Consider the following 25796-nt stretch of genomic DNA (forward strand, 5'->3'; position numbering starts at 1 on the left):
CGGGCCGCCCGGGAGGCCGAGCGCGCCGCCCGTGCCGAGCGGGCCCGGCAACGCCGGATGCTGGAACGGGAACTGGCGCGGGCGCGTACCGACCAGGAGCGGGCCGAGGCGGAGCTGGCCGGCGCGGTGGAGGCCGAGCACGACGGTGCCGAGGAACTGACCGGCATCGAGCGGTCGCTGGCCGAGCTGGAGCGATCGCGCGCAGAGGCCGAGCAGGAACTCAGCCGGCGGAAGCTGGCCCGGCGGGCGGCGGAACGGGCCGTCACCGCCGCCCAGCGCCGCACCGGCGAAATCGAGGGGGCGATCGAGGCGGTCGACGCCGAAGACGGGGCTGTCACGGAAGGCCCCGGCGGGGCAGACTGAACCCGATGACGCCGGAGCAGGTCGCCGCCGCGAGCAAGCCGTTGGTGCTGGAGCTCGGGGAGATGTTCGCCCGCTGCCCGGCCACCCTGCACCGGGCCCGTCTGCTGGGCATCTCCGGCTGGGCCTTCCACATCGCCGGCCGGGCCGGGGTGCTCGGCGACGTCGGGGCCGCCACGGTGAGCGCGGCCCTCGGCTTCGTCGCCCCCGACGCGGTCGCCGACGGGTGGGACGCCGCCGCCCGCGTGCACGCTCCGCTGGAGGTGGCCACGGCGAACCTGGCCGAGTGCTGCCGGTGGGGCAGCGAGCACCTGACCGCCGTGCCCGGCGTGATCCGTCTGGCGACGCTGCTGCACCGGGTGGTCGACGCCGCGGACGCCAGCGGGATGCCACTCTTTGCCGCCTGGCGGGCCGTGCCGCCGCCGGACGACACCCCGGGGGCCCGTGCCGCCGCCGGGCTGCTGCTGCTTCGGGAGCACTTCGCCGGGGCGTACCTGCTGGCGGTGCGGGCCGGCGGGATGACGCCGCTGGAGGCGGTGCTGGCCGGGCCGGAGGGGGAGGCCGGGGCGCTGGCCTGCGGCTGGCCGCCGCCGTACCCCCGGGTCGGGCCGCTGGTGCGCCGCCGGCTGTGGTCGGAGGCGGTGACCGACCGGCTGGTGTCGACCGGATTCCGGGCGCTCACGCCGGCCGAGGGCACCGCGCTGCTCGACCTGCTGACCACCGCACGCGCCGTGGTGCAAGGAAGGGCCCCTTACTAACGCCTGGGGTAGAAAGGGTCCCCTCTCGCCGGCGAGCGCGTGCGGCGGCGGGGGCAGGGCGCGGGGCGGTTGAAAATGAGGGGCGCGGGACCGGGGTGGCTGCCAGGATCGCCCCGTGACTCTTCCCGCTGACTGGGCGGCGCGCCGCCCCACCCTCGACGACGTCCCTGGGATCCTCGCCGTCGTGCACGCCGCAGACACCTTCGCGATCGGCCACCCGGACTTCGACGCCGAAGACGTCAAGGCCGCCCTGACGGCCCCCTTCTTCGACCCGGCGCGCGACTCCTGGCTGGTCAGCGACCCGCAGGGCCGGCTCGTCGCCTGGTCGGTGGTGGACAACCCGACCGGGGTGGGCCGGGAGTTCGTCGACGTCCTCGTCGACCCGGAGCGCGCCGAGGCGGTACGCGCCCCGCTGCTCGCTCTGATGCTGGACCGGGTCGCCGAGCGGGCCGCGGAGCGGAGCCTGCCCGCGCTGACCGTCCGCGCCTCGGCCTACCCGCCGGAGACCCGCTGGGTGACGGAGCTGACCGAGGCCGGTTTCAGCCGGGTGAAGCGGTACGTACGGATGAGTCGTGACCTGGCCGGGCTGCCCGCCGAGCCGCCGCCCCCACCCGGGGTGACGGTCCGGCCGCTGCGCGCCGGCGACGAGGACGACCTGCGCCTGTTCCACCGGATCTACGACACGGCGTTCCGGGACACCCCGGACTACGAGCCGGCCGGGTACGACCACTGGCGGGAGCGTCTGCCCGCGTACGACAGGACCTGGGACGAGTGGTTCGTCGCCGAGGTCGACGGGGAGCCGGCCGGCGCGTTGCAGTCGTCCGACCAGGCGCTGGAACAGGACTCGGGCTGGGTGCGGACCCTGTCGGTGCTGCCGAAGTACCGGCGGCACGGGGTCGGCGCCGCGCTGCTGTGGCGGGCCTTCACGGTCTACGCGGCGAAGGGACGGCGGCACGCCGGCCTCGGCGTCGACCTGACCAACCCGACCTCCCCGGCGACGCTCTACCGCTCGGTGGGGCTGCGCGAGATGCGCTGGACCGACATGTACGAGCGCACCGTCCCCGCCGCCACGGCGGTGTGACGGGCGCGACCATGATGTGTGACAGACGACCCCCGGCGGGGGCCGCCGTGCGGCCCCGTCTCGGGCGGAGCAGACTGGGAGTGTGGGAGACGCGCTACGCCGACGCCGTGCCGGTGGGGCGGGACCGCAGCTCGCTGACGTAGTCGTCGGGCGCGCCCGCCTTCTCGGCGGCGTTGGCGATCTCCGACAGATACCACGCCGTCGGCAGGCCGCCCTCGTACCCGTCGAAGACGTAGACCCACGCGGTCACGTCGCCGTCGAGGGTGGAGACGCGGACGTGCAGCTTGCGGTACGTCCCGGAGGCCACCCCCTCGATCTCGTCGAGCTGGACGGCGTCGTACGGGTGGATGTCGTAGAGCGCCACGAACACCCGATCACCGGGGGACTCGACGATGGTGCTGACCGCGCCCTCCCAGCCGATCGCGCCCTCACCCGCGAAGGTGAGCCGCCAGCCCTCCAGCCAGCCGACGCCGACCATCGGGGAGTGCGGGCAGTAGGCGCGCATCCGGGCGGGGTCCAGGTTTGAGCCGTAGGCGGCGTAGTGACGCACGGCGATGACGATAGCCCGGCGGACGGCTGGGGGAGAATACGACGGTGCGTGTCGGACGCGTCGGGGAGAAGAAAGTCACTGTGAGCACGGACGAGGGGCGATAGCTGTGAGCCAGATCGTGATCATCGGCGGGGGGCCGGCCGGGTACGAGGCGGCCCTGGTCGCCGCCCAGTTGGACGCTGATGTCACCGTGGTGGAGGCCGAGGGGGCCGGCGGTGCCTGCGTGCTGTCCGACTGCGTACCGTCGAAAACGTTCATCGCCAGCTCGGAGGTGGTCACCGGGTACCGGGACACCGAGGAGTTCGGGGTGCACTCCGACGGGCTGGAGGCGGTCACCGTCGACGCCCGGGCCGTGCACGAGCGGGTCAAGCGGCTCGCCCTGGCCCAGTCCGCCGACATCCACGCGAAGCTGGTGAAAGCCGGCGTCACCTTCGTGGCCGGCACGGCCCGGCTCGGCGAGGACATGCTGGGCCACACCCACCGCGTCGTCGTCACGCCGGCCGACGGCTCCGAGAAGCACTCGATCGACGCGTCGACCGTGCTGGTCGCCACCGGCGCCACCCCCCGCCAGCTCCCCACGGCCGTGCCGGACGGCGAGCGCATCCTGACCTGGCGGCAGGTGTACGACCTGCCGCACCTGCCCGAGCACCTGATCGTCGTCGGTTCCGGCGTCACCGGTGCCGAGTTCGCCAGCGCGTACCTGGCCATGGGGGTCCCGGTCACCCTCGTCTCCAGCCGGGACCGGGTGATGCCGCACGAGGACGCCGACGCCGCCATGGCGATCGAGCGCGTGTTCCGCTCCCGGGGCATGACGATCCTCAACAACTCCCGCGCCGAGAGGGTCCAGCGCATCGCCGACGGGGTGGAGGTCGAACTGGCCGACGGCCGGCTGGTGCACGGCTCGCACGCGCTCATCGCGGTCGGCTCGATCCCCAACACCGCCAACCTCGGCCTCGCCGAGTACGGCGTCGAGCTGGCCCGGGGCGGCTACGTCACCGTCGACCGGGTGTCCCGCACCAACGTCCCCGGGATCTACGCTGCCGGCGACTGCACCGGGGTGTTGCCGCTGGCCAGCGTCGCCGCCATGCAGGGCCGGATCGCGATGTGGCACGCGCTCGGCGAGGCGGTCCGGCCGCTGCGGCTGCGTACGGTGGCCGCGAACGTCTTCACCGACCCGGAGTTGGCCACCGTCGGCGTCTCCCAGGACGAGGTGGACGCCGGCAAGACCCCGGCCCGCCAGGTGATGCTGCCGCTGTCGGGCAACGCCCGGGCGAAGATGGACGACCTCGCCGACGGCTTCGTGAAGCTGTTCTGCCGCCCGGCCAGCGGCCAGGTGATCGGCGGTGTGGTGGTGGCACCGAAGGCCAGCGAGCTGATCCTGCCGATCACCATGGCGGTGGAGAACAACCTCACGGTCAACGAGTTGGCCCAGACCATCACCATCTACCCGAGCCTGTCGGGCTCGATCACCGAGGCCGCCCGCCAGCTCATGCTCCACGAGCTGGAGTAACTGGGCGGCTCCACCTCGCCGGCACCCGCCACGAACCGGGTCGTCGGGCCGGCGACGCGGCGGTCGGGCAGCGCGGCGGGCCGGGGACCCGCTGGGGCCGGCAACCTCGGCGTACGGGTGGAGGCGGTCGGCGGATCGCCGACGGCCGGCGTACCGTAGTCGGCGCGGCCTCGAGTGTCGGACCCCCCGTAGCCGACGACCGGGCCGCCATGGGCCGCCGGCAGGTCCCGTGCCGGCGGCCCGCCCCGAGGCGCGCTGTGCATCGGCCGGGTTGCCGACTGTAGCGACTGGCGGCCTGTCGCCCTTCGCGGTAACCGGATGCGTCTCGGCTGCGTCGGGCCGGCCCCGAATTCGGATGCGCGCCCGCCCCCGGCCGGCCTACCGTCTCCCCATGCGCAGCGCGGTACGGACCACGACGTCGGGGAACCCCGGCGCGCCGCACTGACGTCACCGTCATCGAGGCCCCGACCTCGGCCACTTCGCCGACGACATGTTCCCGCCGATGCGGCTGGGCCCCGACGACGAGTTCGTGCTCCGCCCGGCGCTCTGCCCGCACCACGCTCTGGTCTTCCGCGCCCGGGGCCCCGGGAGCTGCCCCTGCGGGTCGGGGAGCTGGGCGGGATGTACCGGGCCACGACGGTCAGCCCCGGACCGAGGCGGGCTGGGGCTCGGGGTCCCCGACGGCGGCCGGGTCCGGCTGGGTGAACTGGGCCTGGTAAAGCCGGTGGTACGCGCCCCGGGCGGCCAGGAGCTGCTCGTGGGTGCCCTGCTCGACGATGCGACCGTGCTCCATCATCAGGATCAGGTCCGCGTCGCGGATGGTGGACAAACGGTGGGCGATGACGAAGCTGGTCCGGTCCGAGCGCAGCGCCGCCATGGCCCGTTGGAGCAGCACCTCCGTGCGGGTGTCCACCGAACTGGTCGCCTCGTCGAGGATCAGCAGCGACGGCTCGGCCAGGAACGCCCGGGCGATGGTGATGAGCTGCTTCTCGCCGGCGCTGACGTTGCTGCCCTCGGAGTCGATGACGGTGTCGTAGCCGTCGGGGAGGCTACGCACGAACCGGTCCACGAACGTCGCCCGGGCGGCGGCGACGATCTCCTCCTCGCTCGCGTCCGGCCGGCCGTACGCGATGTTGTCGCGGATCGTGCCACCGAAGAGCCAGGTGTCCTGGAGCACCATGCCGATCCGGCCGCGCAGGTCGTCGCGGCTCAGCGTGGTGATGTCGACCCCGTCGAGGGTGATCCGGCCGGCGTCCAGCTCGTAGAAGCGCATCACCAGGTTGACCAGGGTGGTCTTGCCGGCGCCGGTCGGCCCGACGATGGCAACCGTGTGCCCCGGCTCGGCGACCAGCGACAGGTCGGTGATCAGCGGCTTGTCCGGCTCGTACCGGAATGAGACGTGGTCGAATTCGACGCGACCGCGCTGGTCGGCGACCCGGGCCGGCACCGCCGGGTCCGGGCTCTGCTCCTCGGCGTCGAGCACCGCGAACACCCGCTCGGCGGAGGCCACCCCGGACTGGAGCAGGTTGGCCATCGAGGCGACCCGGGTCAGCGGCTGGGTGAACTGGAGGGAGTACTGGATGAATGCCTGCACGTCGCCGATGCTCATCGACCCCGACGCCACCCGCAGCCCGCCGACCACGGCGATCGCGACGTAGCTGAGGTTCCCGATGAACATCATCGCCGGCATGATGATCCCGGAGATGAACTGGGCGCCGAAGCTGGCCCGGAACAGCTCCTCGTTCTTGGCGGTGAAGGCGGCCTCCACCTCGCGCTGCCGGCCGAAGACCTTGACCAGCTCGTGTCCGGTGAACGCCTCCTCGATCTGGCCGTTCAGCTCTCCGGTATGCGTCCACTGGGCGATGAACCGCTGCTGTGACCGCTTCGCGACCAGGCTGGTGACCACCACCGACATCGGCACCGCGACCAGGGACACCAGCGCCAACAGCGGCGAGATCCAGAACATCATGGCCAGTACGCCGACCACGGTGAGCAGCGAGGTGAGCAGCTGGCTCAGCGTCTGCTGGAGGCTCTGCGAGATGTTGTCGATGTCGTTGGTGACCCGGCTGAGCAACTCGCCCCGGGGCTGCCGGTCGAAGTACGGCAGCGGCAGCCGGTTCAGCTTGTCCTCCACGTCGGCGCGCAGCCGCAGCACCGTGCGCTGCACCACCCCGTTGAGCAGCCAGCCCTGCCACCACAACAGCACGCTGGCCGCCAGGTAGAGGGCGAGCACGAACAGCAGCACCCGGCCCAGGGCGGTGAAGTCGATGCCCACCCCGGGCACCACGTCCATCCGGGCCAGCATGTCGGCGAAGCTGTCGTTACCGGCCGCGCGGGCCGCCGCGACCGCCTGCTCGGCGGTGGTGCCGGCCGGCAACTGCCGGCCGATCACCCCGCTGAAGATCAGGTCGGTGGCGTGGCCGAGCACCTTCGGCCCGTACACGTTGCAACCGACGCTGACCAGCGAGAGCAGGACGATGGCGGCCAGCTGGAGGCGGTGCGGTCGCAGCCGGCGCAGCAGCCGGCGGGTGGACGGCCCGAAGTTCATCGACTTCTCGGCCGGCATGCCGGCGCTCATCCACCTCGGGCCGCTGCCCTGGTTGCCGGAGGGCAGCCGCTTCGGCGTCGGCCCCTCCGCCGGCCGCGCGGTGGGCCGCTGATCCGGTACGGCCGTCATGCCGGCACCCCCGCCGTCTGCTGGGAGGCGACGATCTCCGCGTACGTCGGGCAGTCTTCCAGTAGTTCGGCGTGTCGGCCCATCCCGACGATGCCCCCGTCCTCAAGCACGATGATCTGGTCGGCGTCGACGATCGTGGAGACCCGCTGGGCCACGATCAGCACCGTCGCGTCCGCGGTGACCGGTCGTAGCGCCGCGCGCAGCCGGGCGTCGGTGCCCAGGTCGAGCGCCGAGAACGAGTCGTCGAACAGGTAGATCTCCGGCTTGCGGACCAGGGCCCGGGCGATCGCGAGGCGCTGGCGCTGCCCGCCGGAGATATTGGTGCCGCCCTGCGTGATCGGGGCGTTCAGCCCTTCGGGCAACTCGGCGACGAAGTCGCGCGCCTGGGCGATCTCCAGGGCGGCCCACAGCTCCGCGTCGGTGGCGTCCGGGTTGCCGTACCGCAGGTTGCTGGCGATCGTGCCGCTGAACAGGTACGGCCGCTGCGGCACCAGCCCGATCCGCCGCCACAAATCGTCCGGGGCCAGGTCACGCACGTCCACCCCGTCGACCAGCACCGCCCCGGCGGTGGCGTCGATCAGCCGGGGGATCAGCGTCAGCAGGGTCGTCTTGCCGGCCCCCGTGCTGCCGATGATGGCCGTGGTGCGCCCGGGCGTGGCCCGGAACGAGATGTCGTGCAGCACCGGCGCGCTCGCCCCCGGGTACTGGAACCGGACGCCGCGCAGTTCCAGTTCGCCCCGGCCGGTCACCTCGGCCGTCGGCGCGGCCGGCGGGATCACCGTCGAGTCGGTGTCGAGCACCTCGACGATCCGCTCGGCGCAGACCGCGGCGCGCGGGACCATCATCAGGATGAAGGTGGCCAACATGACGGCCATCAGGATCTGCATGAGGTACTGCAGGAAGGCGGTGAGCGCGCCGACCTGGATCTGGCCGGCGTCGACGCGGTCCGCGCCGAACCACAGCACGGCGACGCTGGAGACGTTGAGCACCAGCGTCACCACGGGGAAGATCAGGGCCATCAACCGACCGGTGCGCAGGGCGGTCGCGGTGAGGTCGGCGTTCGCGCGGCCGAAGCGCGCCGTCTCGTACGGCTCGCGGACGAACGCCCGGACCACCCGGATGCCGGTGATCTGCTCGCGCAGCACGCGGTTGACCGCGTCGATGCGGGTCTGCATCAGCCGGAACCCGGGCACCATCCGCCGGATGATCAGCATCAGGGCGATCGCCAGCGCCGGCACGCTGACCAGCATCAGCCAGGACAGCCCGACGTCCTCCCGCAGTGCCATGAACACCCCGCCGACGCTCATGATCGGCGCGGCGACCAGCATGGTGCAGCTCATCAGGACGAGCATCTGCACCTGTTGCACGTCGTTGGTGTTGCGGGTGATCAGCGAGGGTGCGCCGAAGCGGGTCACCTCGCGGGCGGAGAACCGGTTGACGTGGGCGAAGACCTCGGCGCGTACGTCCCGGCCGAAGCCCATCGCGGAGCGCGCGCCGAGGAAGACCGCGGCGGTGGAGCAGGCGATCTGCACCAGGCTGACCAGCAGCATCCAGCCGCCCGTACGCATGATGTAGCCGGTGTCGCCCCGGGCCACACCCTGGTCGATGATGTCGGCGTTGAGGCTCGGCAGGTAGAGCGAGGCCATCGTGCCGACGAACTGCAACGCCATCACCGCCGCCAGCGGTCGACGGTACGGGCGCAGGTGGGCGCGGAGCAGCCGGATCAGCATGCCGGAGCCTCCGGCCTCGCGTCGAGGGCCGTCACCCGAGGTTCCTCTCCACTGCCGATGACCTCGAGCAGGAACTGCCGGATCACGGCGGCCTTCGCCGGGTCGGCGTCGACCGAGGTCATCGGTCGTCCGGACTGCATGACGTTGGTGAGCGCGGCGACCCGTTCCCGACCGGCGGGGGTCAGGACGAGCCGCACGCTGCGCCGGTCGACGTCGTCGCGTTGCCGCTCGACGAGGCCGTCGCGCTCCAGTGTGTCGACGATGCCGGTTAGGGTGGCCGGGCGGATGAAGCACGCCTCGGCGACCGCCCGGTGCGGCAGCTCGCCGTGCCGGGCCAGGGTCATCAGGGTGACCATGCCCGCCTGGGTGAGGCCGTGCTCCTCGGCGAGGTAGCGGTTCCACCGTTGGCCGACGACGTGGCCGGCGGTCACCAGCAGCCGGCCGAGTGGCACGTCTCGCAGCCCTATCAGCTCCATGCGGGTCATGTTAGCTCCCTGATAGTCAGGGCCCAAACGAAATCGCGGCGGCGGCGGTGAGGAAGATCACCTGGAGCAGCGCGCGGGGGACGAGCGGGGTCACCGGCCGGCCGGCCAGGGTCAGCCCGCGCCGGGCGGCCGAGGCGTTGGCCGGGAACATCGCGAGCAGCAGCAGCCCCAGCCCGGCCGCTGCCCACCGCGCCGTGCCGGGGACGAGCAGCGCGACCGCGCCGGCCAACTCCAGCAGGCCGGTGACGGTCACCAGCAGCCCCGGGTGGGGCAGTCGGGGCGGCACCATGGCGACCAGGTCGGGCCGTCGGGAGGTGAAGTGGGCGATCCCGGTGAGCGCGAACATGGCCGCGAGCCCGACCCGCAGGGCGGGGTGCCAGCCGGCCAGGGCGTCGACGTTGAGTAGCCCGGCGAGTCGGGCCAGGGCCGAGCCGGCGATGAGAGCGATCAGGGGCGCCATCGGGGTTCTCCTCGGTCGAAGGCAACTTGTCATTGCCTAGATTGCTTCGGCCTGGCTATCTTGTCAATGACAAGTTAGGCTGCCGGCATGACCGGACCGCGTGGCTACCATCACGGTGACCTGCGTCGCGCCCTGCTCGCCGCCGCCGTCGACGCGATCACCGACGCCGGGCCGGCCGCCCTGAGCCTGCGCGACCTGGCCCGCCGGGCCGGGGTCTCGCACGCCGCCCCCGCGCACCACTTCGGCGACAAGGCGGGGCTGCTCACCGCGCTCGCCGTCGAGGGATTCGACCTGCTGGCCGGGGCGCTGTGCGAGGCCGGCGACCTGCTCGACGCCGGCGTGGCGTACGTCCGGTTCGCGGTCGACCACCGGGCCCACTTCGAGGTGATGTTCCGCCCGGAGCTCTACCGTCGCGACGACCCCGAGGTGACAGCCGCCCGTGATCGGGCCGGCGCGGCGCTGCGGGCCGGGGTGGCCGCCCTCCCGCGCCGGGAAACCGACCCGGACCAGGAGGCGGACGCCCTGGCCGCCTGGTCGATCGTGCACGGCTTCGTGACACTCTGGCTGGCCGGGGCGCTCCCGCCCGGCACCGGCCCGGACCCGGAGGCCGCCGCCCGGACCGTCATCCGTCGCCTCTTCGACTGACCCCGGCGCCCGTTCGGTGGGCCCTCGACGGGCGGCGGCTCAGTGTGCGGCGGCGCGTGCGGCAGTCGGTCACGCCGATACCCAGCCGCGCACGAAGGAAGGGCCCCTTGTTGACGCCTCCGGTAGAGAGGGGAACCCTTCTCACCGCCGGGCGCGGGGTCACCAACTCGTCGGTAGGGGCATCCCCTCGGTGTAGCCGGCCGTGCTCTGCACCCCGACCAGCGCCCGCTCCGCGAACTCCGCCAGGCTGCGCGCGCCCGCGTACGTGCACGCGCTGCGTACCCCGGAGATGATCTCGTCGATCAGGTCCTCGACGCCCGGGCGATCCGGGTCGAGGTACATCCGGGCCGAGGAGATGCCCTCCTCGAAGATCCCCTTGCGGGCCCGGTCGAACGCGCTGTCCTCGGCCGTACGCGCGCTGACCGCCCGCGACGAGGCCATCCCGAAGCTCTCCTTGTACCTCCGGCCGTCCGCGTCCGTGTACAGGTCACCCGGGGACTCGTACGTGCCGGCGAACCAGGAACCGATCATCACGTTCGACGCGCCGGCGGCGAGGGCCAGCGCCACGTCGCGCGGGTGCCGTACCCCGCCGTCGGCCCAGACGTGCCGGCCGAGGTCCCGCGCCGCCGCCGCGCAGTCCAGCACCGCGGAGAACTGCGGACGCCCCACCCCGGTCATCATCCGGGTGGTGCACATCGCGCCCGGACCGACGCCCACCTTCACGATGTCGGCGCCGGCCTCGACGAGGTCGCGTACCCCATCGGCGGTGACCACGTTGCCGGCCGCGACCGGAACGCCCGGGTGAAGCTTGCGCACCGCCCGCAGCGCGGCGACCATCCGCGCCTGGTGGCCGTGCGCGGTGTCCACCACCAGGGCGTCGACCCCGGCCTCCAGCAGCGCGGCGGCCTTGCCGGTGACGTCGCCGTTGATGCCGACGGCCGCCGCGATCCGCAGCCGGCCCCGGTCGTCCACCGCCGGGGTGTAGAGGGTCGCGCGCAGCGCGCCCTTGCGGGTCAACACCCCGACGAGCCGGCCGTCGCCGTCCACCACCGGCGCGAGCCGCCGCCGGCCCGCCGAGAGCCGGTCGAATCCGGTACGCGGGTCCGCGTCCGCCGGCACCGTGTGCAACTCGGTCGACATCACGTGGCGGAGCTGGGCGAAGCGGTCCACCCCGACGGTGTCCGCCTCCGTCACCACGCCCAGCGGCCGACCGGCCTCGTCGACCACCACCACCGCGCCATGCGACCGTTTCGGCAGCAGATGGATGGCATCGCCGACGGTGTCGGTGGGGCCGAGCGTGATCGCCGTGTCGTGCACCAGGTGCCGTTGCTTGACCCAGGCGACCACGTTGGCCACCACCTCGATCGGGATGTCCTGCGGGATCACCGCGAGTGCGCCCCGCCGGGCGACAGTCTCGGCCATCCGCCGGCCGGCCACCGCCGTCATGTTCGCCACCACCAGCGGGATGGTGGTGCCCGTGCCGTCGGAGGTGGCCAGGTCGACGTCCAACCGGGAGCCGACCTCGGAGCGGTTCGGCGCCATGAAGACGTCGTTGTAGGTCAGGTCGTGCGCGGGAACCGCGCCATGTAGGAACCGCACCTGGCCATCATTCCCGGCCCCGGTCCTCACCGCTCGCGGTGGTCGCGGAAAACACCCCCGGCCGGTACGCGTACCCGGGCTGGGGCGCGGCCCCGCCGGGCGCGTGGTTAGGAAGGGGCCCTTCCTATACCGAATGCGTTAACAGGGGGCCCCTCCTTGCACCTCAGGTGATGGTGCAGATGGGGGCGCCGGCGGCGAGGACCGCGCCGACCTCGGCGGACAGCCCGCCGACCGTGCCCGCCTTGTGCGCGTGCAGCGGCTGCTCCATCTTCATCGCCTCCAGCACGACGACCAGGTCGCCCTTGGCGACGGTGTCCCCGTCCGCGACGGCGATCTTCACGATCGTGCCCTGCATCGGAGAGGTGAGGGCGTCGCCGCCGACCGCCGCGCCGGCCTTGGCCCCGCCGCCCCGCCGGGCCGGCTTCCGCGCGGCGGGCCCGGCGGCCGTACCCGCGCCGAGGCCGGCGGGGAGGGTCACCTCCAGCCGCTTGCCGCCCACCTCGACCACGACGGTCTCCCGCTCGGCCGGGCCCTCGGCGGGGCCGGCGGCGGCGGTGAACGGCAGGACGGTGTTGTCGAACTCCGTCTCGATCCACCGGGTGTGCACGGTGAACGGCGCGGCGGTGAACGCGGGGTCGCGTACCACCAGGCGGTGGAACGGCAGCGCCGTGGCCATTCCCTCGACGACCATCTCGTCCAGCGCCCGCCGGGCCCGCTCCAGGGCCTCGGTGCGGGTCTCGCCCGTGATGATCACCTTGGCCAGCAGGGAGTCGAAGTTGCCGCCGATCACGTCGCCGGCGGAGATGCCGGTGTCCACCCGGACACCGGGGCCGGTGGGCAGCCGCAGCGCGGTGACGGTGCCGGGGGCGGGCAGGAAGTTGCGGCCCGGATCCTCGCCGTTGATCCGGAACTCGATGGAGTGCCCGCGCGGGGTCGGATCCTCGGCCAGCCGCAGCTTCTCGCCGTCGGCGATCCGGAACTGCTCGCGGACGAGGTCGATGCCGGCGGTTTCCTCGGTGACCGGGTGCTCGACCTGCAGGCGGGTGTTGACCTCAAGGAAGGAGATCGTGCCGTCCGTGCCCACCAGGTACTCCACGGTGCCGGCGCCGTGGTAGCCGGCCTCCCGGCAGATTGCCTTGGCGCTGTCGTGGATCTGCCGGCGCTGGGCGTCGGTGAGGAACGGCGCGGGGGCCTCCTCGACGAGTTTCTGGTGCCGGCGTTGCAGCGAGCAGTCCCGGGTGCCGACGACGATCACGTTGCCGTGCTGGTCGGCGAGGACCTGGGCCTCGACGTGCCGGGGCTGGTCGAGGTACCGCTCGACGAAACACTCGCCCCGGCCGAACGCCGCGACCGCCTCCCGGGTGGCCGACTCGAACAGGTGCGGGATCTCCTCCATCGTGCGGGCCACCTTGAGGCCGCGCCCGCCGCCGCCGAAGGCGGCCTTGATGGCGACCGGCAGGCCGTGGTCGACCGCGAATGCGATCACCTCGTCCGGGCTGCCGACCGGGTCCGAGGTACCGGGAACCAGGGGCGCGCCGGCCCGCTGGGCGATGTGCCGGGCGGTGACCTTGTCGCCCAGGTCGCGGATCGCCTGTGGGGTCGGGCCGATCCAGGTAAGCCCGGCGTCGAGGACGGCCTGGGCGAAGTCGGCGTTCTCGGCGAGGAAGCCGTACCCGGGGTGGACGGCGTCGGCCCCGGCCTGTGCCGCGACGGCGATCAGCTTGTCGATCCGCAGGTACGTCTCGGCGGCGGTGTCGCCGCCCAGGGCGTACGCCTCGTCGGCCAGGGTCGCGTGCAGGGCGTCCCGGTCGGAGTCCGCGTAGACGGCGACGCTGCCCAGGCCGGCGTCGCGGCAGGCGCGGATGACGCGGACGGCGATCTCGCCTCGGTTGGCGATGAGTACCTTGCGCACCTCGTGGCTCCTCCCGGGATGTTACTGACGGGGAGTTTATCGGCCGGCGTCGTGGCCCTAACGATCGCTCAGTGTGGGATGAGGCACTGCCCAGATGCTTGGATAGTCAAACTTGTCTAATACGCTTTTCCGGTGTCTGCCACTCGCATGATGATTCTCGGCCTGGTCAAGTGGATGCAGCCGGTGCACGGCTACGACGTCCGCCGCGAGCTGCTCAGTTGGGGTGCCGACAAGTGGGCCAACGTGCAGCCCGGCTCGATCTACCACGCGCTGCGCAAGCTCGGCGAGGAGGGGCTGCTCCGCGAGGTCGCCACCGAGCAGGTCGGCGCCCGGCGGGCGCGGACGACGTACGAGATCACCCCGAAGGGGGTCGACGAGTTCGAGACGCTGCTGCGCGGCCTGTGGTGGGGCAATCATCAGACGAGCGATCCGTTCGTGGCGGCGTTCGCGTTCCTGCCGGCGCTGCCCAGGCCGGAGGCGGTGGCCGCGCTGCGCAGTCGGGGGCAGGTGCTGCGGGCCAGTGTCGAAACCATGCGTGCCTCGATGGAGTCCTCCTGGATCCGCGACTCCAAGCCGGTCGGCGTGAGCTGGATGTACGAGCTGTGGATTGCCCGGGGAGAGGTCGAGGTGGCCTGGTGTGAGCGGGTCGCCGACCGGATCGAGGCCGGCGTGCCGTATCTGCCCGAAGGGTTGGCCAGTCAGGACGGCTGGAACGTGGGGGAGGGGGCCGACGGTCGCCATTAATCAAAGTTGACTAGAGAAGTTATATCGCGTTAGCCTCGGCGCGACGTTCGGGGCCACCCGTGTGGCGTGGCGTCCCGGAGAGAGGGCCGGCCCGGTCCGGCTAAGGACGACCAGGAGCGAAGATGATCCAGACCAGAGGGCTGCGGAAGTCGTTTCGCTCCCGCGCCGGTCGACAGCACAAGACGGTCGACGCCGTGCGCGGCGTCGACCTGGACGTCGCCGAGGGGGAGATCTTCGGGTTCCTCGGCCCCAACGGCGCCGGGAAGACCACCACCCTGCGGATGCTGGCCACCCTCATCACCCCCGACGGCGGCCAGGCCACCATCGCCGGGGCCGACCTGCTGCGGAACCCGGCCGAGGTGCGTCGCCGGATCGGCTATGTCGCCCAGGGCGGCAGCACCTGGGACGACTCCACCGCCCGCGAGGAACTGGTCCTGCACGCCCGGATGTACGGCATCGGCAAGGCCGACGCCCTCCGCCGCGCCGAGCGCGCACTGGCCGCCTTCCAGCTCACCGAGTACGCCGACCGTAAGTGCAAGACCTACTCCGGCGGCCAGCGCCGCCGCGTCGAGATCGCTCTCGGCATCATCCACGACCCCCGCATTGTCTTCCTGGACGAGCCGACCAGCGGCCTCGACCCGCAGAGTCGCGCCCACATGTGGGACGAGATCCGTCGGCTGCGCGCCGAGGGGATGACCGTCTTCATCACCACGCACTACCTGGACGAGGCCGACGCGCTCTGCGACCGGATCGCGATCATGGACCACGGCGAGGTGGTCGCCGAGGGTACGCCGGGCGGGCTGAAGCGGGAGATCTCCGGCGAGGTGCTGCTCGTCGGGCTGGACGCCGCCGCCACCCCGCAGGCCGCCCAACTGCTCGACACCGAGCCGTACGTCACCAAGCTGGAAACCGTCGACGGCGGCGGCCTGCGCCTGACCGTCGACGAGGGGGCCACCGCCATCCCGCAGGTCCTGCGCCGGCTCGACCAGTCCGGCCTCAGGCTCAGCTCGATCGAGCTGCACCGCCCCAGCCTCGACGACGTCTTCCTCACCAAGACCGGCCGCTCGCTGCGCGAGTCCTGACCACCCGGAGTCCGATCATGAAGTTCGCCCGCGACACCTGGCTCGTCGCCCAGCGCCAGATGCAACTCCTGCTCCGCAATCCGGTCTGGGTCTTCGTCGGCGTCTTCCAGCCGGTGATGTACCTGCTCCTCTTCGCCCCGCTGCTCAAGCCCGCGCTGAACGCGCCGACCCAGGCCGAGGCGTACAAGATCTTCGTGCCCGGCCTGCTGGTGCTGCTGGCCATCTTCGGCGGCCTCTTCCAGGGCTTCGGCCTGATCGCCGAGCTGCGCGCCGGCGTCATCGAACGGTCCCGGGTCACCCCGGTCAGCCGGCTCGCGCTGCTGCTCGGCCGGGCCCTGCGCGACGTCGTGTCGCTGCTCGCCCAGGCCGTCATCATCACCCTGCTCGCGCTCCTGTTCGAGCTGCGCGTGTTCATCGGCGACCTGCTGCTGGCGTACCTGATGCTCGCCCTGATCGCGCTGATGACCTCGGCCGTCTCGTACGGCGTCGCGCTCAAGGTCAAGAGTGAGGACGCGCTCGCCCCGGTGATGAACACCGTCGCCCAGCCGGTGCTGCTGCTCTCCGGCATCCTGCTGCCGCTCACCTTCGCCCCCGGCTGGCTCCAGCGCATCGCCGAGTGGAACCCGTTCTCCTGGGCCGTGGACGGCACCCGGGCCCTCTTCGCCGGCGACCTCGGCAACGACAAGGTCTGGCAGGGCCTGACCATCATCGCGGTGCTTGCCGCCGTCGGCGTCGCCTGGGCCGCCCGCCAGTTCGCCCGCAGCGTGCGCTGAGGTTGAGGTGTAAGGAGGGGCCCCTTGTTAACGCATTCGGTATAGGAAGGGCCCCTTCCTAACACCCCGCCCCGCCTCACCCCCTCGTCGACCCGGTGAGGCGGACACACGACGCCGGGCCGGCGACCTGGCACGATCGTCCGGCTGGCGCCCGTCAGCGCACCCGGGCCAGGGTCAGCCCGTCGGCGATCGGCAGCAGCACCGGCTCCACCCGGACGTCGGCCATCACCTCGTCGTTGAACGCGGCGATGGCCCGGTCGTCGGCGTCACGCGGGGCGAGCACCCGGCCCCCGCGCAACGTGTTGTCCACCGCGATGACCCCGCCCGGGAGCATGCGGGGCACCAACTCCGCCCAGTAGACCGGGTAGCCGACCTTGTCCGCGTCGATGAACGCGAAGTCCAGGTGCCGTTCGTACGGCAACCCGCGCAGCGTGTCCCCGGCCGGCCCGATCCGCAGGTCGATCTGGTCGGCCACCCCGGCCCGCGCCCAGTACCGCCGCGCGACGCCCGTGTACTCCTCCGAGATGTCGAAGCAGGTCAACCGCCCGCCCTCGGCCAGCCCGCGCGCGATCGCCAGGGAGGACAGGCCGGTGAAGGTGCCCACCTCCACCGCCCGCCGCGCCCCGATCAACCGGGTGAGGAACGTCAGGAACGCGGCTTGCTCCGGGGCCACCTGCATCCTCGCCTCGGCGGGCAGCGCGGCGAGGGTCTCCTCGATCAGATCCCGCATCACCTCGTCCGGGTCCGATCCGTGGGCCACCACGTACGCATGCAGTTCCGGGGTCAGCGGCAGGGACTTCGTCGTCATGGCTGGACCGTACCCACCGCCTCGACCGCCTGGCCGCCCGGCGCGACCTTCGTCCACAGGTCGATGATCCGCAGGTCCAGCTCGCCGAGAAGCCGGCGCAGCAACGGTAGGGAGAGGCCGACCACCGTGCCCGGGTCGCCGTCGACACCCTCCAGGAACGCCCCGCCCATTCCGTCGATGGTGAACGCGCCGGCGACCGCGAGCGGTTCGCCCGTCGCGACGTACGCGGCAATCTCCTCGTCGCTGATGTCAGCGAAACGCACGGTGGTCGAGGCGACCGCCTCGGCGCGCGTCTCGTGGATGACGTCGATCAGGCAGTGCCCGGTGTGTAGCACCCCGCTGCGCCCCCGCATCCGCTCCCAACGCCGGGTAGCGTCCGCCTCGTCGGCCGGCTTGCCGAGAATCTCGCGGTCGAAGGCGAGCACCGAGTCGCAGCCGAGCACCAGCGTCCGCTCGTCGGCCGACGGGCGCAGCCGGCCGACGACCGCCTGCGCCTTCAGGCGGGCCAGCTCCAGGCACAGATCCTCGGCTCGCTCGCTGGTCACCTGGGACTCGTCGACCCCACTGACCAGCACGTCGGGTTCGATGCCGGCGGCGTGGAGGAGCTTGCGACGGGCAGGGCTCGCCGACGCGAGCACGAGTCGGAGTGAAATCGAGTTCGGCACGTCGCCGACGCTACCGCTTCCCCCGCCTCCGTCGACGCCGCCTGGCCGTCGACCGACCCCCGCCGATCACACTGCCTGTTGATCGCTGTTGATCGACTTCATGTCGGCCAAATAGCGGTATCCCACCCACCCCGACCCCCCAATGTCGCCGACATGGCGTCAGGGCTGGCTGGTCACCGGCTGATCCGCGGGGGCGGGTCGTCGCTCAACCTACGCCGTCGAGCGACCAGCGCCCAAGCGCCCGCAGCAGCCACGATCACTCCCAACGTGGCCAGACCTCGGGCCGTTGCCCCATCGTCACCCTCGCCTGCCGGCTCGGCGACCGCCGTCGTGGTCGACCCAGGCACGTCGGGCACGTCCGCCGTCGCCGACTCAAAGCCCACCGGGGGTACGTCTGCCGTAAGCGCGGCAACCAGGTCGATAACGCCGTAGCCGTACTGGTCGTCGTGCCCTGGCGGCCCTTTGTCGATGGCGGTGGCAGTGAGGCGATGGACGACCTCCGAGGCGGGCAGGTCGGGAAACTTCGATCGGACCAGAGCAGCGGCCCCTGCGACTATCGCTGTGGCACTGGACGTACCGGTGCCTTTGGAGTACTTCCCGTCGTAACTGGTGCTGTAGATGTCGACTGCCGGTGCGACTAAGTCAACTTCCGGTCCGACGACAGAAACTGAAGCATGCTCTCCCTGTCGATCAATTCCGCCAACTGCGACGACTCCTTCCTCGCTGGCTGGATAGCCAATTGTCATGTCTTCGGGACTGTTTCCGGCGGCTGCGACAACTACAATGTCTGCGGCGACCGCCTCTCTGATTGCCTTGATGAGTCGAACGCTGGCGCCGCCTCCGCTGGAGACATTGATGACATCCGCCCCATGCGAGATTGCAAATTCTATACCCGCAGCCAAGCCGTCTGCATCACCGAGGTTGTTCGACGCGGAAGACAGGATTGGCATGATCTTGGCTCTGGGTGCTATGCCTAAGGCGCCGCTCTGGCCCTGTCCGTGGGCTGCGATTAGTCCAGCCATGCTAGTGCCGTGACTGTTGCGATCTTTCTGGCCATCTCCATTGCCCCCGGGAATGATGTCAATCCCTTTGATTAGATTGCGCTGAAGGTCGGGGTGTGGATCAACGCCAGTATCCGGGACCGCTACTACAACCCCTTCTCCCAGTGACAGCTTCTGAGCCTCCGCCGCCTTCAGGTAGTTAAGGTGCCACTGGTCAGCCCGTATTCGCAAGGCACCATCGGTTTCAGGACTCGCACGCACGGCGCTCGGGGCGTACGCTGATGCAACCATCAATGTTGCTAGGAAGGTGAAGGTAGCGCCCGCTGGAGGAGCGTTTTTCACCGGTCGAAGCCAATAGCTGGCCCTGGGTCGATTGGTCCCTCCGCCTCGGGCGGGCGGACTACTGGAGGAACGCCCTCGCTGGTTGCCCATGGATGGTCGGGATCCCAGTAGCGGCCGTCAGTATCGCCTTGCTCGCGGTGGGATGAGCGTGACGGCTCACCATTCAGACCTAAGGTGTTTACGACGCCTTGCGGTGCGCCATTCGGAGGCGCCGCAGGGGTCAGGTTAAAGTGGGGACCACGTCCCGAGCCCGGGCGAGTGCCTGCAGCGCCGGTTGGTGAGGTTCCAGCCCCACCGCCCCCGATCACCCCTCCAATTGGGTTGATCCTTCGCGGAGGAGTATTGCCAAGGGGTTGATTAATCCCCATCGCGGGCCCGCCGCCGATCAGGCCGCCTGGCAAGAATGGTCGTGAGGACGTGGTTGAGCGGGGCTGGTTTCCTACCTGGCCGGTTGTGCTGCCTCGTCCAGTGGGGGCGATGGCAGGTGGCAAGTTCGGCGGGAGGGTAGGGCCAGCACCTCCTGCCGGGTTGGATGTCACTGGGTGGCCGGTGCCGGGAGAAATGGAGCCCGATGGCGAAGTGGTGTTTCCCGTCCCGATTCCCCCGAGTACAGGACCTGTTTGGGGTGCGCTCTGGACAGGAACAGGGCGTGGCTCTGCTTGCTGAGCGCTTGAGGGAATTGAAGGCCTAATGGTTGGGACTGGTAATACGGGCGGGATGACCGGAGGCGTGCCTGTGCTCTCGTAAGCATCCGGGTTGTTCGGCTGTCGTCCTGGGCGGTGCGGAGGAGGGGGTTGGCGGAGCATTGCTTGGGCCTGTTGGAGTTCGCCGCTCAACCCGTACATCAGGTTCCGGGCCTGGGCGTTGAGTCGTTCCAGGTCGGCGTCAGTCACCGGCTTGTCCGGCAGCCGGCTGCCCATCAGCGCCTTCGGATCGGCGGTAGTCGCCTCGTACGCCCGCTTCTGCTGGAGTTTCTCCACGTACTCGTCGTGTAGCGGCTTGAGTTCGGTGCGGGCGCTGCTGATCGCTCGGGTGGCGGCCGCGAGGGCGTCGTAGTTCGCGGCAGCCGCGTCGTGGGTGCGTTGCACCTTGTCGATCAGGTCGTCCAGTTCGCCGAGGTACGCCCGGGCGGCGGCGTTGGTCGCCGGTGGCCACGCCTCGGCCAGGCCGCGCCGGTACTCCTTGAGGCGGCCCAGGTGGGCCTGCGCGAGGTCGCAAACCTTGCGCCAGCCGGCGACCTGCTTCCAGTGCCCGGCGGTCTCGTGGTCCTGGATGCACGCCCACATGCTCAGCAGGTCCATCAGCCGCCAGTCGGTGAGGCCGGACGTCCGGCCGCTGCCCCGCTCGATCATGGCAGCACCACCCGCCCCGGCCCGCCGTCCGGGCTGGTCGGGTCGGGCAGAGCCGGCGTGGGGCGGCCCTGCCCCGCCGCGCCCGGGTTGGCGAGGGCCCGCTCCACGTCGGAGACGCGAGCGGCGGAGAAGGCGTCGGAGTCGGCGTACTGCTCGGCGATCCGGCCGGCTGCCGTGGCCAGGTGGCCGGTGGCCCCACCGACGGACCAGACCATCGTGGCGGTGGCCTGCTGGGTCTCGTTGTGCGCCTTGAGGAACTGCACCAGTTCGACGAAGGCGTCGGCGGGGTTGGGGATCTGTGCCTTCATGTCGTCCGCTATGTACGACAGATGCGGTGCGTAGTTCCGCTCGACCTCCGCCTGGAGTTTGTCGGCGAACTCGCGCATCTGGCGGATGTCGGCCTCGATGCTGCCGTAGCCGCTCAACCAGGGTGCTGGTCGGTCCTCCTCGGGAATCATCGACCCTCCCTATCCGTCACGGCATCGTCTCCCTGAGTGAGGTTAACGGGTGTCGTCGACCTCCGGGAGCCCCCGCCGCCACCCGCCTCGGCGGCGGGCCACACTGGCCACATGCTGGCGAGTGCGTCAGCGGGGCAGACCGGAGGCGCGCCAGGCTCCCGGGCGAGCGGCGAGCACCGTACCGCCGGGCCGACCGCTGCGTGCCCAGGCCGACGGCGCGGCGGGCGCGTGAGCGGCGGCGGAGCGGGTCCGGGCGACGATGACGCCGACCAGCGCGGCCAGTTCCTCGGCGGTCGGAACGCCCCGGGTCACCCGGAACAGCGGCTCTTCGGCAGACATGCCGTTCAGCGTACGCGTCGCGAACTTGACCTTCGTCGCACAGTGGCGTGCCGGCGGTGTGCGGCGGGCCGCCGCCGGGTACCGTCTCCACCGATGTCGAACGCGCTTCCCCAACTCGTTGCCGACCGGTACCGGCTGATTTCGCCGCTCGGTCAGGGTGGCATGGGTCGGGTATGGAAGGCGCGCGACGAGGTGCTGCACCGGGATGTGGCGATCAAGGAACTGGTCCCGCCGCCCAGCCTCACCCCGGAGGAGCGCCGCGAGATGCGGGAACGCTCGCTGCGGGAGGCCCGTGCCATCGCGCGACTCAACCACGTCAACGTGGTCCGCATCTTCGACGTTCTGCGCACCGACGGCGACCCGTGGATCGTCATGGAGTACGTGGCGTCGAAGTCCCTTCAGGACACTCTCGCGGAGGACGGGCCGGTGTCGCCGGCCAAGGCGGTCGAGATCGGCCTGGGGGTGCTCGGCGCGCTGAAGGCGGCGCACAAGGCCGGCGTCATGCACCGGGACATCAAGCCGGGCAACGTGCTGCTCGGCACCGACGGCCGGGTGGTGCTGACCGATTTCGGCCTGGCGACCATCCCCGGTGACCCGAACGTGACGCGGACCGGAATGGTGCTGGGCTCCCCGGCGTACATCGCCCCGGAGCGGGCGCGGGACGGCACCGCCGGCCCGGAGGCGGACCTCTGGTCGCTGGGCGCGACGCTCTACGCGGCGGTGGAGGGCAAGTCGCCGTTCGCCCGACCGTCGGCGATCGCCACCCTGGCGGCGCTGGCCACCGAGCCGATGCCGCCGCCGAGGAACGCCGGCCCGTTGAAGCCGGTGCTGAACGGGCTGCTCCGCAAGGACCCGGCCGAGCGGATCGACGCCGAGGTGGCCGAGCGGCTCCTGCGGCGGGCCGCCGGGCGTCGCGCCAAGACCATCTCGCTGCTCGACGGCGTACGCCGGCCGGGGCCGAACGGCCCGCGCGAGCCGCGACCGCCGGTGGTGCCCGCACCGCGCCCCGCCGAACAGCGCACCGGCCGGCCGGCGGCCCCGCCCGCACCGCGTACCCCGGAAGGTGGTCTTGCCGCCGGTGGCGCGGCGGCGGCCGGCGTGGGCGGCGGCGACGCGACCGCGAAGGTCCCGGCGGGGGTGGACGCCGCGCCGACCGCGATGGTCGACCTGCCGAGCGCCGACGCCGATCCGACCGCGAAGGTCACCGACTTCGGCCCGCAGGCGGCCGATCCCACCGCGAAGATCCCCGCCCCCGACGCCGCGACCAGCGCCGACGAGGCTGCGGGCACGCCGGCCGGAGGGAGTGACGGGCCGCCGGCGGACCGGGCCGCCGAGGCTGGGGACGAAGGGGCCGACGGGGCCCCGGCGGCCGGTCGGGCCGACGACACCCGAGCCGACGACACCCGGGTCGATCCGGGCGCGGCTGTGCCCGTTTCGCCGCCCGCCCCGGCCCGCGAGCCCGCCGTCGCGCCCCGCGAGGAGGCCGCCCCGACGTCGGTGCTGCCGGCCGCCTCCGGCCCGGCACTCTCGTCGACGGGCCGGGCCACCGTCGTCGGGGGCACGAAGCCCGAGCGTCGCCGCCGCGGCCTGCTGGTCGGCGCGCTCGTCGCGGTGCTGCTGATCGGCCTGCTGGCGGCGGTGCCGCTGCTCGGCCGGAGCGGTGACGACGACCCGGGGCCCGGCGGCGACCCGCAGGCGGGCGTGTCGACGCCGACGCCGTCGGCCGCACCGGCGACCAGCAGCGCGGCTCCGCCCAGCCCGACGCCGTCTGCCAGCCCGTCCGTGGACCCGAACGCCCTGCCCGAGGGTTGGCTCCTGCACAAGGACCCGGCGGGCTTCTCGCTGCCCCTGCCGAAGGGCTGGGTGCGGCGCAGCGTGGGGCAGAACACGATCGTCTTCGACGAGCGCGACGGGGTGGGCGAGCTGCTGGTGCAGTGGACCAGCACCCCGGAGGGCGACGCCTACGCCGACTGGAAAGAGAAGGAACCGGCCCGGAAGAACTACGTCAACGGCTACCAGTATCTGAGCATCAAGCGCTGCGACTACTACAAGACGTGCGCGGACTGGGAGTGGTTGGAGAACCGGGACGGCACTCGGATCCACGTCCGCAACCGGGGCTTCGTCACGGCCAGCAACCGGGGGTACGCCCTCCGGTGGGAGGTGGCGAACAAGGACTGGCAGGCGCGGCTGGCCGACTTCGACCGGATCGCCAAGGGCTTCAAGCCGGACCGGGTCGACTGAGCGCCCGGCCGGGGCCGTCCATTGCCGACTCGGCCCGCTGAGCAGGCGATTCCCGCCGTTGCGATGTCGATTCGCATGTACTTGCGTCGAACGGGGTATCTGATCCCGGACGATGCGAGGAGGTGCGACATGGGACACCGACGCAGGGACGCTCGACCCGGGCTGGCACTGTGGATGCTCGTCGCCTTCGGCGACGTGGTGCTGCTGCTGGTCAGCGCGGGTCTTCCGGTGCTGTTCGCGCTGTTCGGTGTCGTGGCCGGCGCCGTCGCAGGCGTGGCCGCCTGGCGGATGGCACGGCGGGCCACCCCGGGCCGGCAGGACCGGATGCCGGCGCGGCCCGCGACGCGGGCCGGGTGACGGGCTGGCGGCAGCCGGACCGGCCGCCGACCGTACGGTCGCAATCGGTTCCGCTGCCGCCAACCGCCTACCCGGGCGTTCGGGTCAGGTGTTGTTCGCCAGCGCGATCAGCCGGGTGCGGTCGCCGTTCCAGTTGTTGCGGTCGACGTTGCCGCTGATCCCGGAGACGCTGCCGGAGGCCGTGTACTGCCAGAAGCTCCAGACCGAAGCGCCGGCCGGCAGGGTGCCCGGGGTGCTCGACCAGCGGGCGAGCCACAGCGGGTGGTTGGCCCACGGCCCGGTCCAGCTACCGGTGCACTGGTTCCACCAGCTCGTGGTGGTGTAGATGACCGCGTACCGGCCGGTGCGGGCCTTGTACGTGTTCAGGAAGTCCTGGATCCAGCTACGCATCCCGGACGTGCTGAGGCCGTAGCACGTGCCGCCGCTGTACGGGTTGGCCTCGACGTCCAGCGCGGCCGGCAGGGTGCGACTGTCCGCCGACCAGGCGCCGCCGTTGCTGGCCAGGTAGTTGGCCTGGGTGGCGCCGGAGGAGATGTTCGGCCGGGCGAAGTGGTACGCCCCCCGGATCACTCCGGCGTTGTAGGAGTTGACGTAGTTGGCGTTGAAGTTGGGGTCCTTGTAGCTCGTACCCTCGGTGGCCTTGATGAACGCGAACTGGATGCCCGCGTTGCGGACGCTCGTCCAGTTGATCGATCCCTGGTAGTGGGACACGTCGATGCCGGGGGTGGTGGCGGCCGCCGCCGGGCCGGCGGTGGCGACGAGGGTCGCGGCAGCGGTGGCGAGGCTGGCCAGACCGGCGGCGAGCAGCCGGCGCAGGGCGGTTCGGGTACGGGTCACGGATGCCTCCAGGATCGCTGAAGAATTGACAGCCATCTTTGAAGAAATCCGCCTAGAAGGCAAGAGTGACCGAAAATGCCTGTCGTCCGGACCGGCGGCCATGGCGGGCGCGCCCGACCCGGCGCATTCCTCCATGATGGACATCCGGCTGGTCCGCTGCCAGGCTGGTGCCGCCCTGACGCGGCTGCACCGAGGAGAGCGATGACGACCCCCCTGCCCCGTCCGATCGACGCCGTCCTGTTCGACTTCTCCGGCACGCTGTTCGCCGTGGAACTGCCGCAGCGTTGGCTGCGGGCGGCGGCGGCCACCGTCGGCGTCCAGCTCGACCCGGCGCAGCAGGAGGCCCTGACCGGGTTGCTGCTGGCGGCCGGCCGTCCCGGCGGGCCGGAGCCGCACGCCGTCCCGCCGGGGCTCGCCGAGGTGTACGCCCGCCGGGACCTCTCGCCCGAAACGCACCGCAGCGCGTACGTGGGCCTGCTCTCCACCGTCGACCTGCCCCATCCCGGCCTCGCCGAGGCGCTCTACGACCGGCTGTTCCGCACGGACGGCTGGCTGCCCTACCGCGACGCCGCCCCGGTCCTGGCGGAGTTGCGCCGGCGCGGCGTGGGCACCGCCGTGGTCAGCAACATCGCCTGGGACCTGCGGCCCACCTTCGCGGCGTACGGGATGGCGGAGCTGGTGGACGCCTACGTCTTCTCCCACGAGGTGGGGGCGGTCAAGCCCGATCCCCGGATCTTCCGCACCGCCTGCGACGAGCTGAAGGTCGCCCCGGAGCGGGCGCTGATGGTGGGCGACACCCTGGCCGACGGTGGGGCGGTGTACGCCGGCCTGCAGACCCTGCTGCTGCCGGCCAGCCCGCCGGACACCGTGCACGGCCTGGCCGCCGTGCTCGAACTGGTCGGCGGCGGGCCGGCCAGGCCCCCGTTTGCGGAAATGGCGGACGCATAGAGATCCACCGATCACACCTCGGTGGCCCATAAGTAGGGAAATCACGAGTGATCCTTCGGTACGTTCACGAAGAGCCCAGTCC

General features: G+C 71.8%; 23 protein-coding genes and 2 pseudogenes. 12 read left to right on the forward strand and 13 right to left on the reverse strand.

Annotation, left to right across the window (positions count from 1 at the left end):
• From MCAG_RS18720 to MCAG_RS18730, 3 genes and pseudogenes are all read left to right on the forward strand, one after another.
• Positions 1–363 (forward strand): annotated as a pseudogene (locus MCAG_RS18720) (hypothetical protein); the annotation flags it as partial.
• 5 nt (positions 364–368) lie between these two features.
• The gene (locus MCAG_RS18725) at positions 369–1118 is read left to right on the forward strand and encodes a hypothetical protein (RefSeq protein WP_007074551.1); all 750 of its coding nucleotides are present in this window, start codon (positions 369–371) and stop codon (positions 1116–1118) included.
• Positions 1119–1233: 115 nt separating this feature from the next.
• The gene (locus tag MCAG_RS18730; RefSeq protein WP_007074552.1) at positions 1234–2199 is read left to right on the forward strand and encodes a GNAT family N-acetyltransferase; all 966 of its coding nucleotides are present in this window, start codon (positions 1234–1236) and stop codon (positions 2197–2199) included.
• 94 nt (positions 2200–2293) lie between these two features.
• On the opposite strand, the gene MCAG_RS18735 is transcribed toward MCAG_RS18730, so the two are convergent.
• On the reverse strand, positions 2294–2749 hold the full coding sequence (locus tag MCAG_RS18735) for a gamma-glutamylcyclotransferase (RefSeq protein ID WP_007074553.1): 456 nt from the start codon (positions 2747–2749) through the stop codon (positions 2294–2296).
• A gap of 106 nt (positions 2750–2855) precedes the next feature.
• Between MCAG_RS18735 and MCAG_RS18740 the strand changes: the two genes are divergently transcribed.
• Together MCAG_RS18740 and MCAG_RS32705 are read left to right on the forward strand one after the other, a co-directional pair.
• A complete protein-coding gene (locus MCAG_RS18740; RefSeq protein WP_007074554.1) occupies positions 2856–4259 on the forward strand; it encodes an NAD(P)H-quinone dehydrogenase in 1404 nt (467 codons plus the stop codon).
• Between the two features lie 469 nt (positions 4260–4728).
• Positions 4729–4892 (forward strand): annotated as a pseudogene (locus tag MCAG_RS32705) (threonine--tRNA ligase); the annotation flags it as partial.
• Between the two features lie 7 nt (positions 4893–4899).
• Here MCAG_RS32705 and MCAG_RS18745 read toward each other — a convergent pair.
• From MCAG_RS18745 to MCAG_RS18760, 4 genes are read right to left on the reverse strand one after another with little or no spacing between them, the layout of a single operon-like run.
• Complete coding sequence (locus MCAG_RS18745) at positions 4900–6936, reverse strand: ABC transporter ATP-binding protein (RefSeq protein ID WP_007074556.1); 2037 nt, start codon at positions 6934–6936, stop codon at positions 4900–4902.
• Positions 6933–8666 carry an ABC transporter ATP-binding protein gene (locus MCAG_RS18750; protein WP_036374175.1) on the reverse strand — a complete coding sequence of 578 codons (1734 nt, stop codon included), beginning with the start codon at positions 8664–8666 and terminating at the stop codon, positions 6933–6935. Before MCAG_RS18750 ends, MCAG_RS18745 begins: the two co-directional genes overlap by 4 nt.
• The gene (locus MCAG_RS18755) at positions 8660–9151 is read right to left on the reverse strand and encodes a MarR family winged helix-turn-helix transcriptional regulator (RefSeq protein WP_232290217.1); all 492 of its coding nucleotides are present in this window, start codon (positions 9149–9151) and stop codon (positions 8660–8662) included. The genes MCAG_RS18750 and MCAG_RS18755 overlap by 7 nt, the downstream gene beginning before the upstream one ends.
• A 16-nt stretch (positions 9152–9167) precedes the next feature.
• Positions 9168–9611, reverse strand: a complete 444-nt coding sequence (locus MCAG_RS18760) for a DoxX family protein (RefSeq protein WP_036374181.1) — start codon at positions 9609–9611, stop codon at positions 9168–9170.
• A gap of 87 nt (positions 9612–9698) precedes the next feature.
• Here MCAG_RS18760 and MCAG_RS18765 point away from each other — a divergent pair, with 87 nt between their 5' ends.
• A complete protein-coding gene (locus MCAG_RS18765; protein WP_007074559.1) occupies positions 9699–10256 on the forward strand; it encodes a TetR/AcrR family transcriptional regulator in 558 nt (185 codons plus the stop codon).
• A 159-nt stretch (positions 10257–10415) separates the two neighbouring features.
• On the opposite strand, the gene MCAG_RS18770 is transcribed toward MCAG_RS18765, so the two are convergent.
• Positions 10416–11855: a GuaB1 family IMP dehydrogenase-related protein gene (locus MCAG_RS18770; RefSeq protein ID WP_036374186.1), complete on the reverse strand. Its 1440-nt coding sequence runs from the start codon at positions 11853–11855 to the stop codon at positions 10416–10418.
• Between the two features lie 163 nt (positions 11856–12018).
• The gene (locus MCAG_RS18775) at positions 12019–13767 is read right to left on the reverse strand and encodes a biotin carboxylase N-terminal domain-containing protein (RefSeq protein ID WP_007074561.1); all 1749 of its coding nucleotides are present in this window, start codon (positions 13765–13767) and stop codon (positions 12019–12021) included.
• A gap of 147 nt (positions 13768–13914) precedes the next feature.
• Here MCAG_RS18775 and MCAG_RS18780 point away from each other — a divergent pair, with 147 nt between their 5' ends.
• The 3 genes from MCAG_RS18780 to MCAG_RS18790 all read left to right on the forward strand — a co-directional run bounded on the left by MCAG_RS18780 (position 13915) and on the right by MCAG_RS18790 (position 16366).
• Positions 13915–14511, forward strand: coding sequence for a PadR family transcriptional regulator (locus tag MCAG_RS18780; protein ID WP_036374189.1), 597 nt, complete (start codon positions 13915–13917; stop codon positions 14509–14511).
• 122 nt (positions 14512–14633) lie between these two features.
• Positions 14634–15593, forward strand: a complete 960-nt coding sequence (locus MCAG_RS18785; RefSeq protein WP_036374191.1) for a daunorubicin resistance protein DrrA family ABC transporter ATP-binding protein — start codon at positions 14634–14636, stop codon at positions 15591–15593.
• A 17-nt stretch (positions 15594–15610) separates the two neighbouring features.
• Positions 15611–16366: an ABC transporter permease gene (locus MCAG_RS18790; protein ID WP_036374194.1), complete on the forward strand. Its 756-nt coding sequence runs from the start codon at positions 15611–15613 to the stop codon at positions 16364–16366.
• A gap of 154 nt (positions 16367–16520) precedes the next feature.
• On the opposite strand, the gene MCAG_RS18795 is transcribed toward MCAG_RS18790, so the two are convergent.
• From MCAG_RS18795 to MCAG_RS18815, 5 genes are all read right to left on the reverse strand, one after another.
• Complete coding sequence (locus tag MCAG_RS18795; protein WP_007074564.1) at positions 16521–17174, reverse strand: O-methyltransferase; 654 nt, start codon at positions 17172–17174, stop codon at positions 16521–16523.
• Positions 17171–17839, reverse strand: coding sequence for a nucleoside triphosphate pyrophosphatase (locus MCAG_RS18800; RefSeq protein ID WP_007074565.1), 669 nt, complete (start codon positions 17837–17839; stop codon positions 17171–17173). Before MCAG_RS18800 ends, MCAG_RS18795 begins: the two co-directional genes overlap by 4 nt.
• Positions 17840–18012: 173 nt before the next feature.
• On the reverse strand, positions 18013–19131 hold the full coding sequence (gene mycP / locus MCAG_RS31100; RefSeq protein ID WP_083802309.1) for a type VII secretion-associated serine protease mycosin: 1119 nt from the start codon (positions 19129–19131) through the stop codon (positions 18013–18015).
• Between the two features lie 1399 nt (positions 19132–20530).
• A complete protein-coding gene (locus tag MCAG_RS18810) occupies positions 20531–20992 on the reverse strand; it encodes a hypothetical protein (protein WP_007074568.1) in 462 nt (153 codons plus the stop codon).
• Positions 20993–21118: 126 nt separating this feature from the next.
• On the reverse strand, positions 21119–21331 hold the full coding sequence (locus MCAG_RS18815) for an acyl-CoA carboxylase subunit epsilon (protein WP_036374201.1): 213 nt from the start codon (positions 21329–21331) through the stop codon (positions 21119–21121).
• A gap of 93 nt (positions 21332–21424) precedes the next feature.
• Here MCAG_RS18815 and MCAG_RS18820 point away from each other — a divergent pair, with 93 nt between their 5' ends.
• Together MCAG_RS18820 and MCAG_RS18825 are read left to right on the forward strand one after the other, a co-directional pair.
• A complete protein-coding gene (locus MCAG_RS18820) occupies positions 21425–23572 on the forward strand; it encodes a serine/threonine-protein kinase (RefSeq protein WP_007074569.1) in 2148 nt (715 codons plus the stop codon).
• A 129-nt stretch (positions 23573–23701) separates the two neighbouring features.
• Positions 23702–23929 (forward strand): hypothetical protein, encoded by a 228-nt coding sequence (locus MCAG_RS18825; RefSeq protein WP_050778008.1) that lies wholly within the window; start codon positions 23702–23704, stop codon positions 23927–23929.
• 84 nt (positions 23930–24013) lie between these two features.
• Here the strand turns inward: MCAG_RS18825 and MCAG_RS18830 are convergent, their stop codons facing one another.
• The gene (locus MCAG_RS18830) at positions 24014–24766 is read right to left on the reverse strand and encodes a GH25 family lysozyme (RefSeq protein WP_036374204.1); all 753 of its coding nucleotides are present in this window, start codon (positions 24764–24766) and stop codon (positions 24014–24016) included.
• A 201-nt stretch (positions 24767–24967) separates the two neighbouring features.
• Here MCAG_RS18830 and MCAG_RS18835 point away from each other — a divergent pair, with 201 nt between their 5' ends.
• A complete protein-coding gene (locus tag MCAG_RS18835; RefSeq protein WP_007074572.1) occupies positions 24968–25714 on the forward strand; it encodes an HAD family hydrolase in 747 nt (248 codons plus the stop codon).
• The last annotated feature ends 82 nt before the right edge of the window (positions 25715–25796 follow it).

Origin of the sequence: Micromonospora sp. ATCC 39149, from assembly GCF_000158815.1 — a bacterium.
Lineage (GTDB): Bacteria > Actinomycetota > Actinomycetes > Mycobacteriales > Micromonosporaceae > Micromonospora.

What these genes read in the sequence shown, in the direction of transcription:
- MCAG_RS18750 (WP_036374175.1), bottom strand. Translation starts at nt 8,666, where the DNA reads ATGCTGATCCGGCTGCTCCGCGCCCACCTGCGCCCGTACCGTCGACCG.
- MCAG_RS18825 (WP_050778008.1), top strand. Translation starts at nt 23,702, where the DNA reads ATGGGACACCGACGCAGGGACGCTCGACCCGGGCTGGCACTGTGGATG.
- MCAG_RS18755 (WP_232290217.1), bottom strand. Translation starts at nt 9,151, where the DNA reads ATGACCCGCATGGAGCTGATAGGGCTGCGAGACGTGCCACTCGGCCGG.
- MCAG_RS18785 (WP_036374191.1), top strand. Translation starts at nt 14,634, where the DNA reads ATGATCCAGACCAGAGGGCTGCGGAAGTCGTTTCGCTCCCGCGCCGGT.
- MCAG_RS18790 (WP_036374194.1), top strand. Translation starts at nt 15,611, where the DNA reads ATGAAGTTCGCCCGCGACACCTGGCTCGTCGCCCAGCGCCAGATGCAA.
- MCAG_RS18745 (WP_007074556.1), bottom strand. Translation starts at nt 6,936, where the DNA reads ATGACGGCCGTACCGGATCAGCGGCCCACCGCGCGGCCGGCGGAGGGG.
- MCAG_RS18725 (WP_007074551.1), top strand. Translation starts at nt 369, where the DNA reads ATGACGCCGGAGCAGGTCGCCGCCGCGAGCAAGCCGTTGGTGCTGGAG.
- MCAG_RS18780 (WP_036374189.1), top strand. Translation starts at nt 13,915, where the DNA reads ATGATGATTCTCGGCCTGGTCAAGTGGATGCAGCCGGTGCACGGCTAC.
- MCAG_RS18835 (WP_007074572.1), top strand. Translation starts at nt 24,968, where the DNA reads ATGACGACCCCCCTGCCCCGTCCGATCGACGCCGTCCTGTTCGACTTC.
- MCAG_RS18765 (WP_007074559.1), top strand. Translation starts at nt 9,699, where the DNA reads ATGACCGGACCGCGTGGCTACCATCACGGTGACCTGCGTCGCGCCCTG.
- MCAG_RS18810 (WP_007074568.1), bottom strand. Translation starts at nt 20,992, where the DNA reads ATGATTCCCGAGGAGGACCGACCAGCACCCTGGTTGAGCGGCTACGGC.
- MCAG_RS18820 (WP_007074569.1), top strand. Translation starts at nt 21,425, where the DNA reads ATGTCGAACGCGCTTCCCCAACTCGTTGCCGACCGGTACCGGCTGATT.
- MCAG_RS18760 (WP_036374181.1), bottom strand. Translation starts at nt 9,611, where the DNA reads ATGGCGCCCCTGATCGCTCTCATCGCCGGCTCGGCCCTGGCCCGACTC.
- MCAG_RS18795 (WP_007074564.1), bottom strand. Translation starts at nt 17,174, where the DNA reads ATGACGACGAAGTCCCTGCCGCTGACCCCGGAACTGCATGCGTACGTG.
- MCAG_RS18815 (WP_036374201.1), bottom strand. Translation starts at nt 21,331, where the DNA reads ATGTCTGCCGAAGAGCCGCTGTTCCGGGTGACCCGGGGCGTTCCGACC.
- mycP (WP_083802309.1), bottom strand. Translation starts at nt 19,131, where the DNA reads ATGGTTGCATCAGCGTACGCCCCGAGCGCCGTGCGTGCGAGTCCTGAA.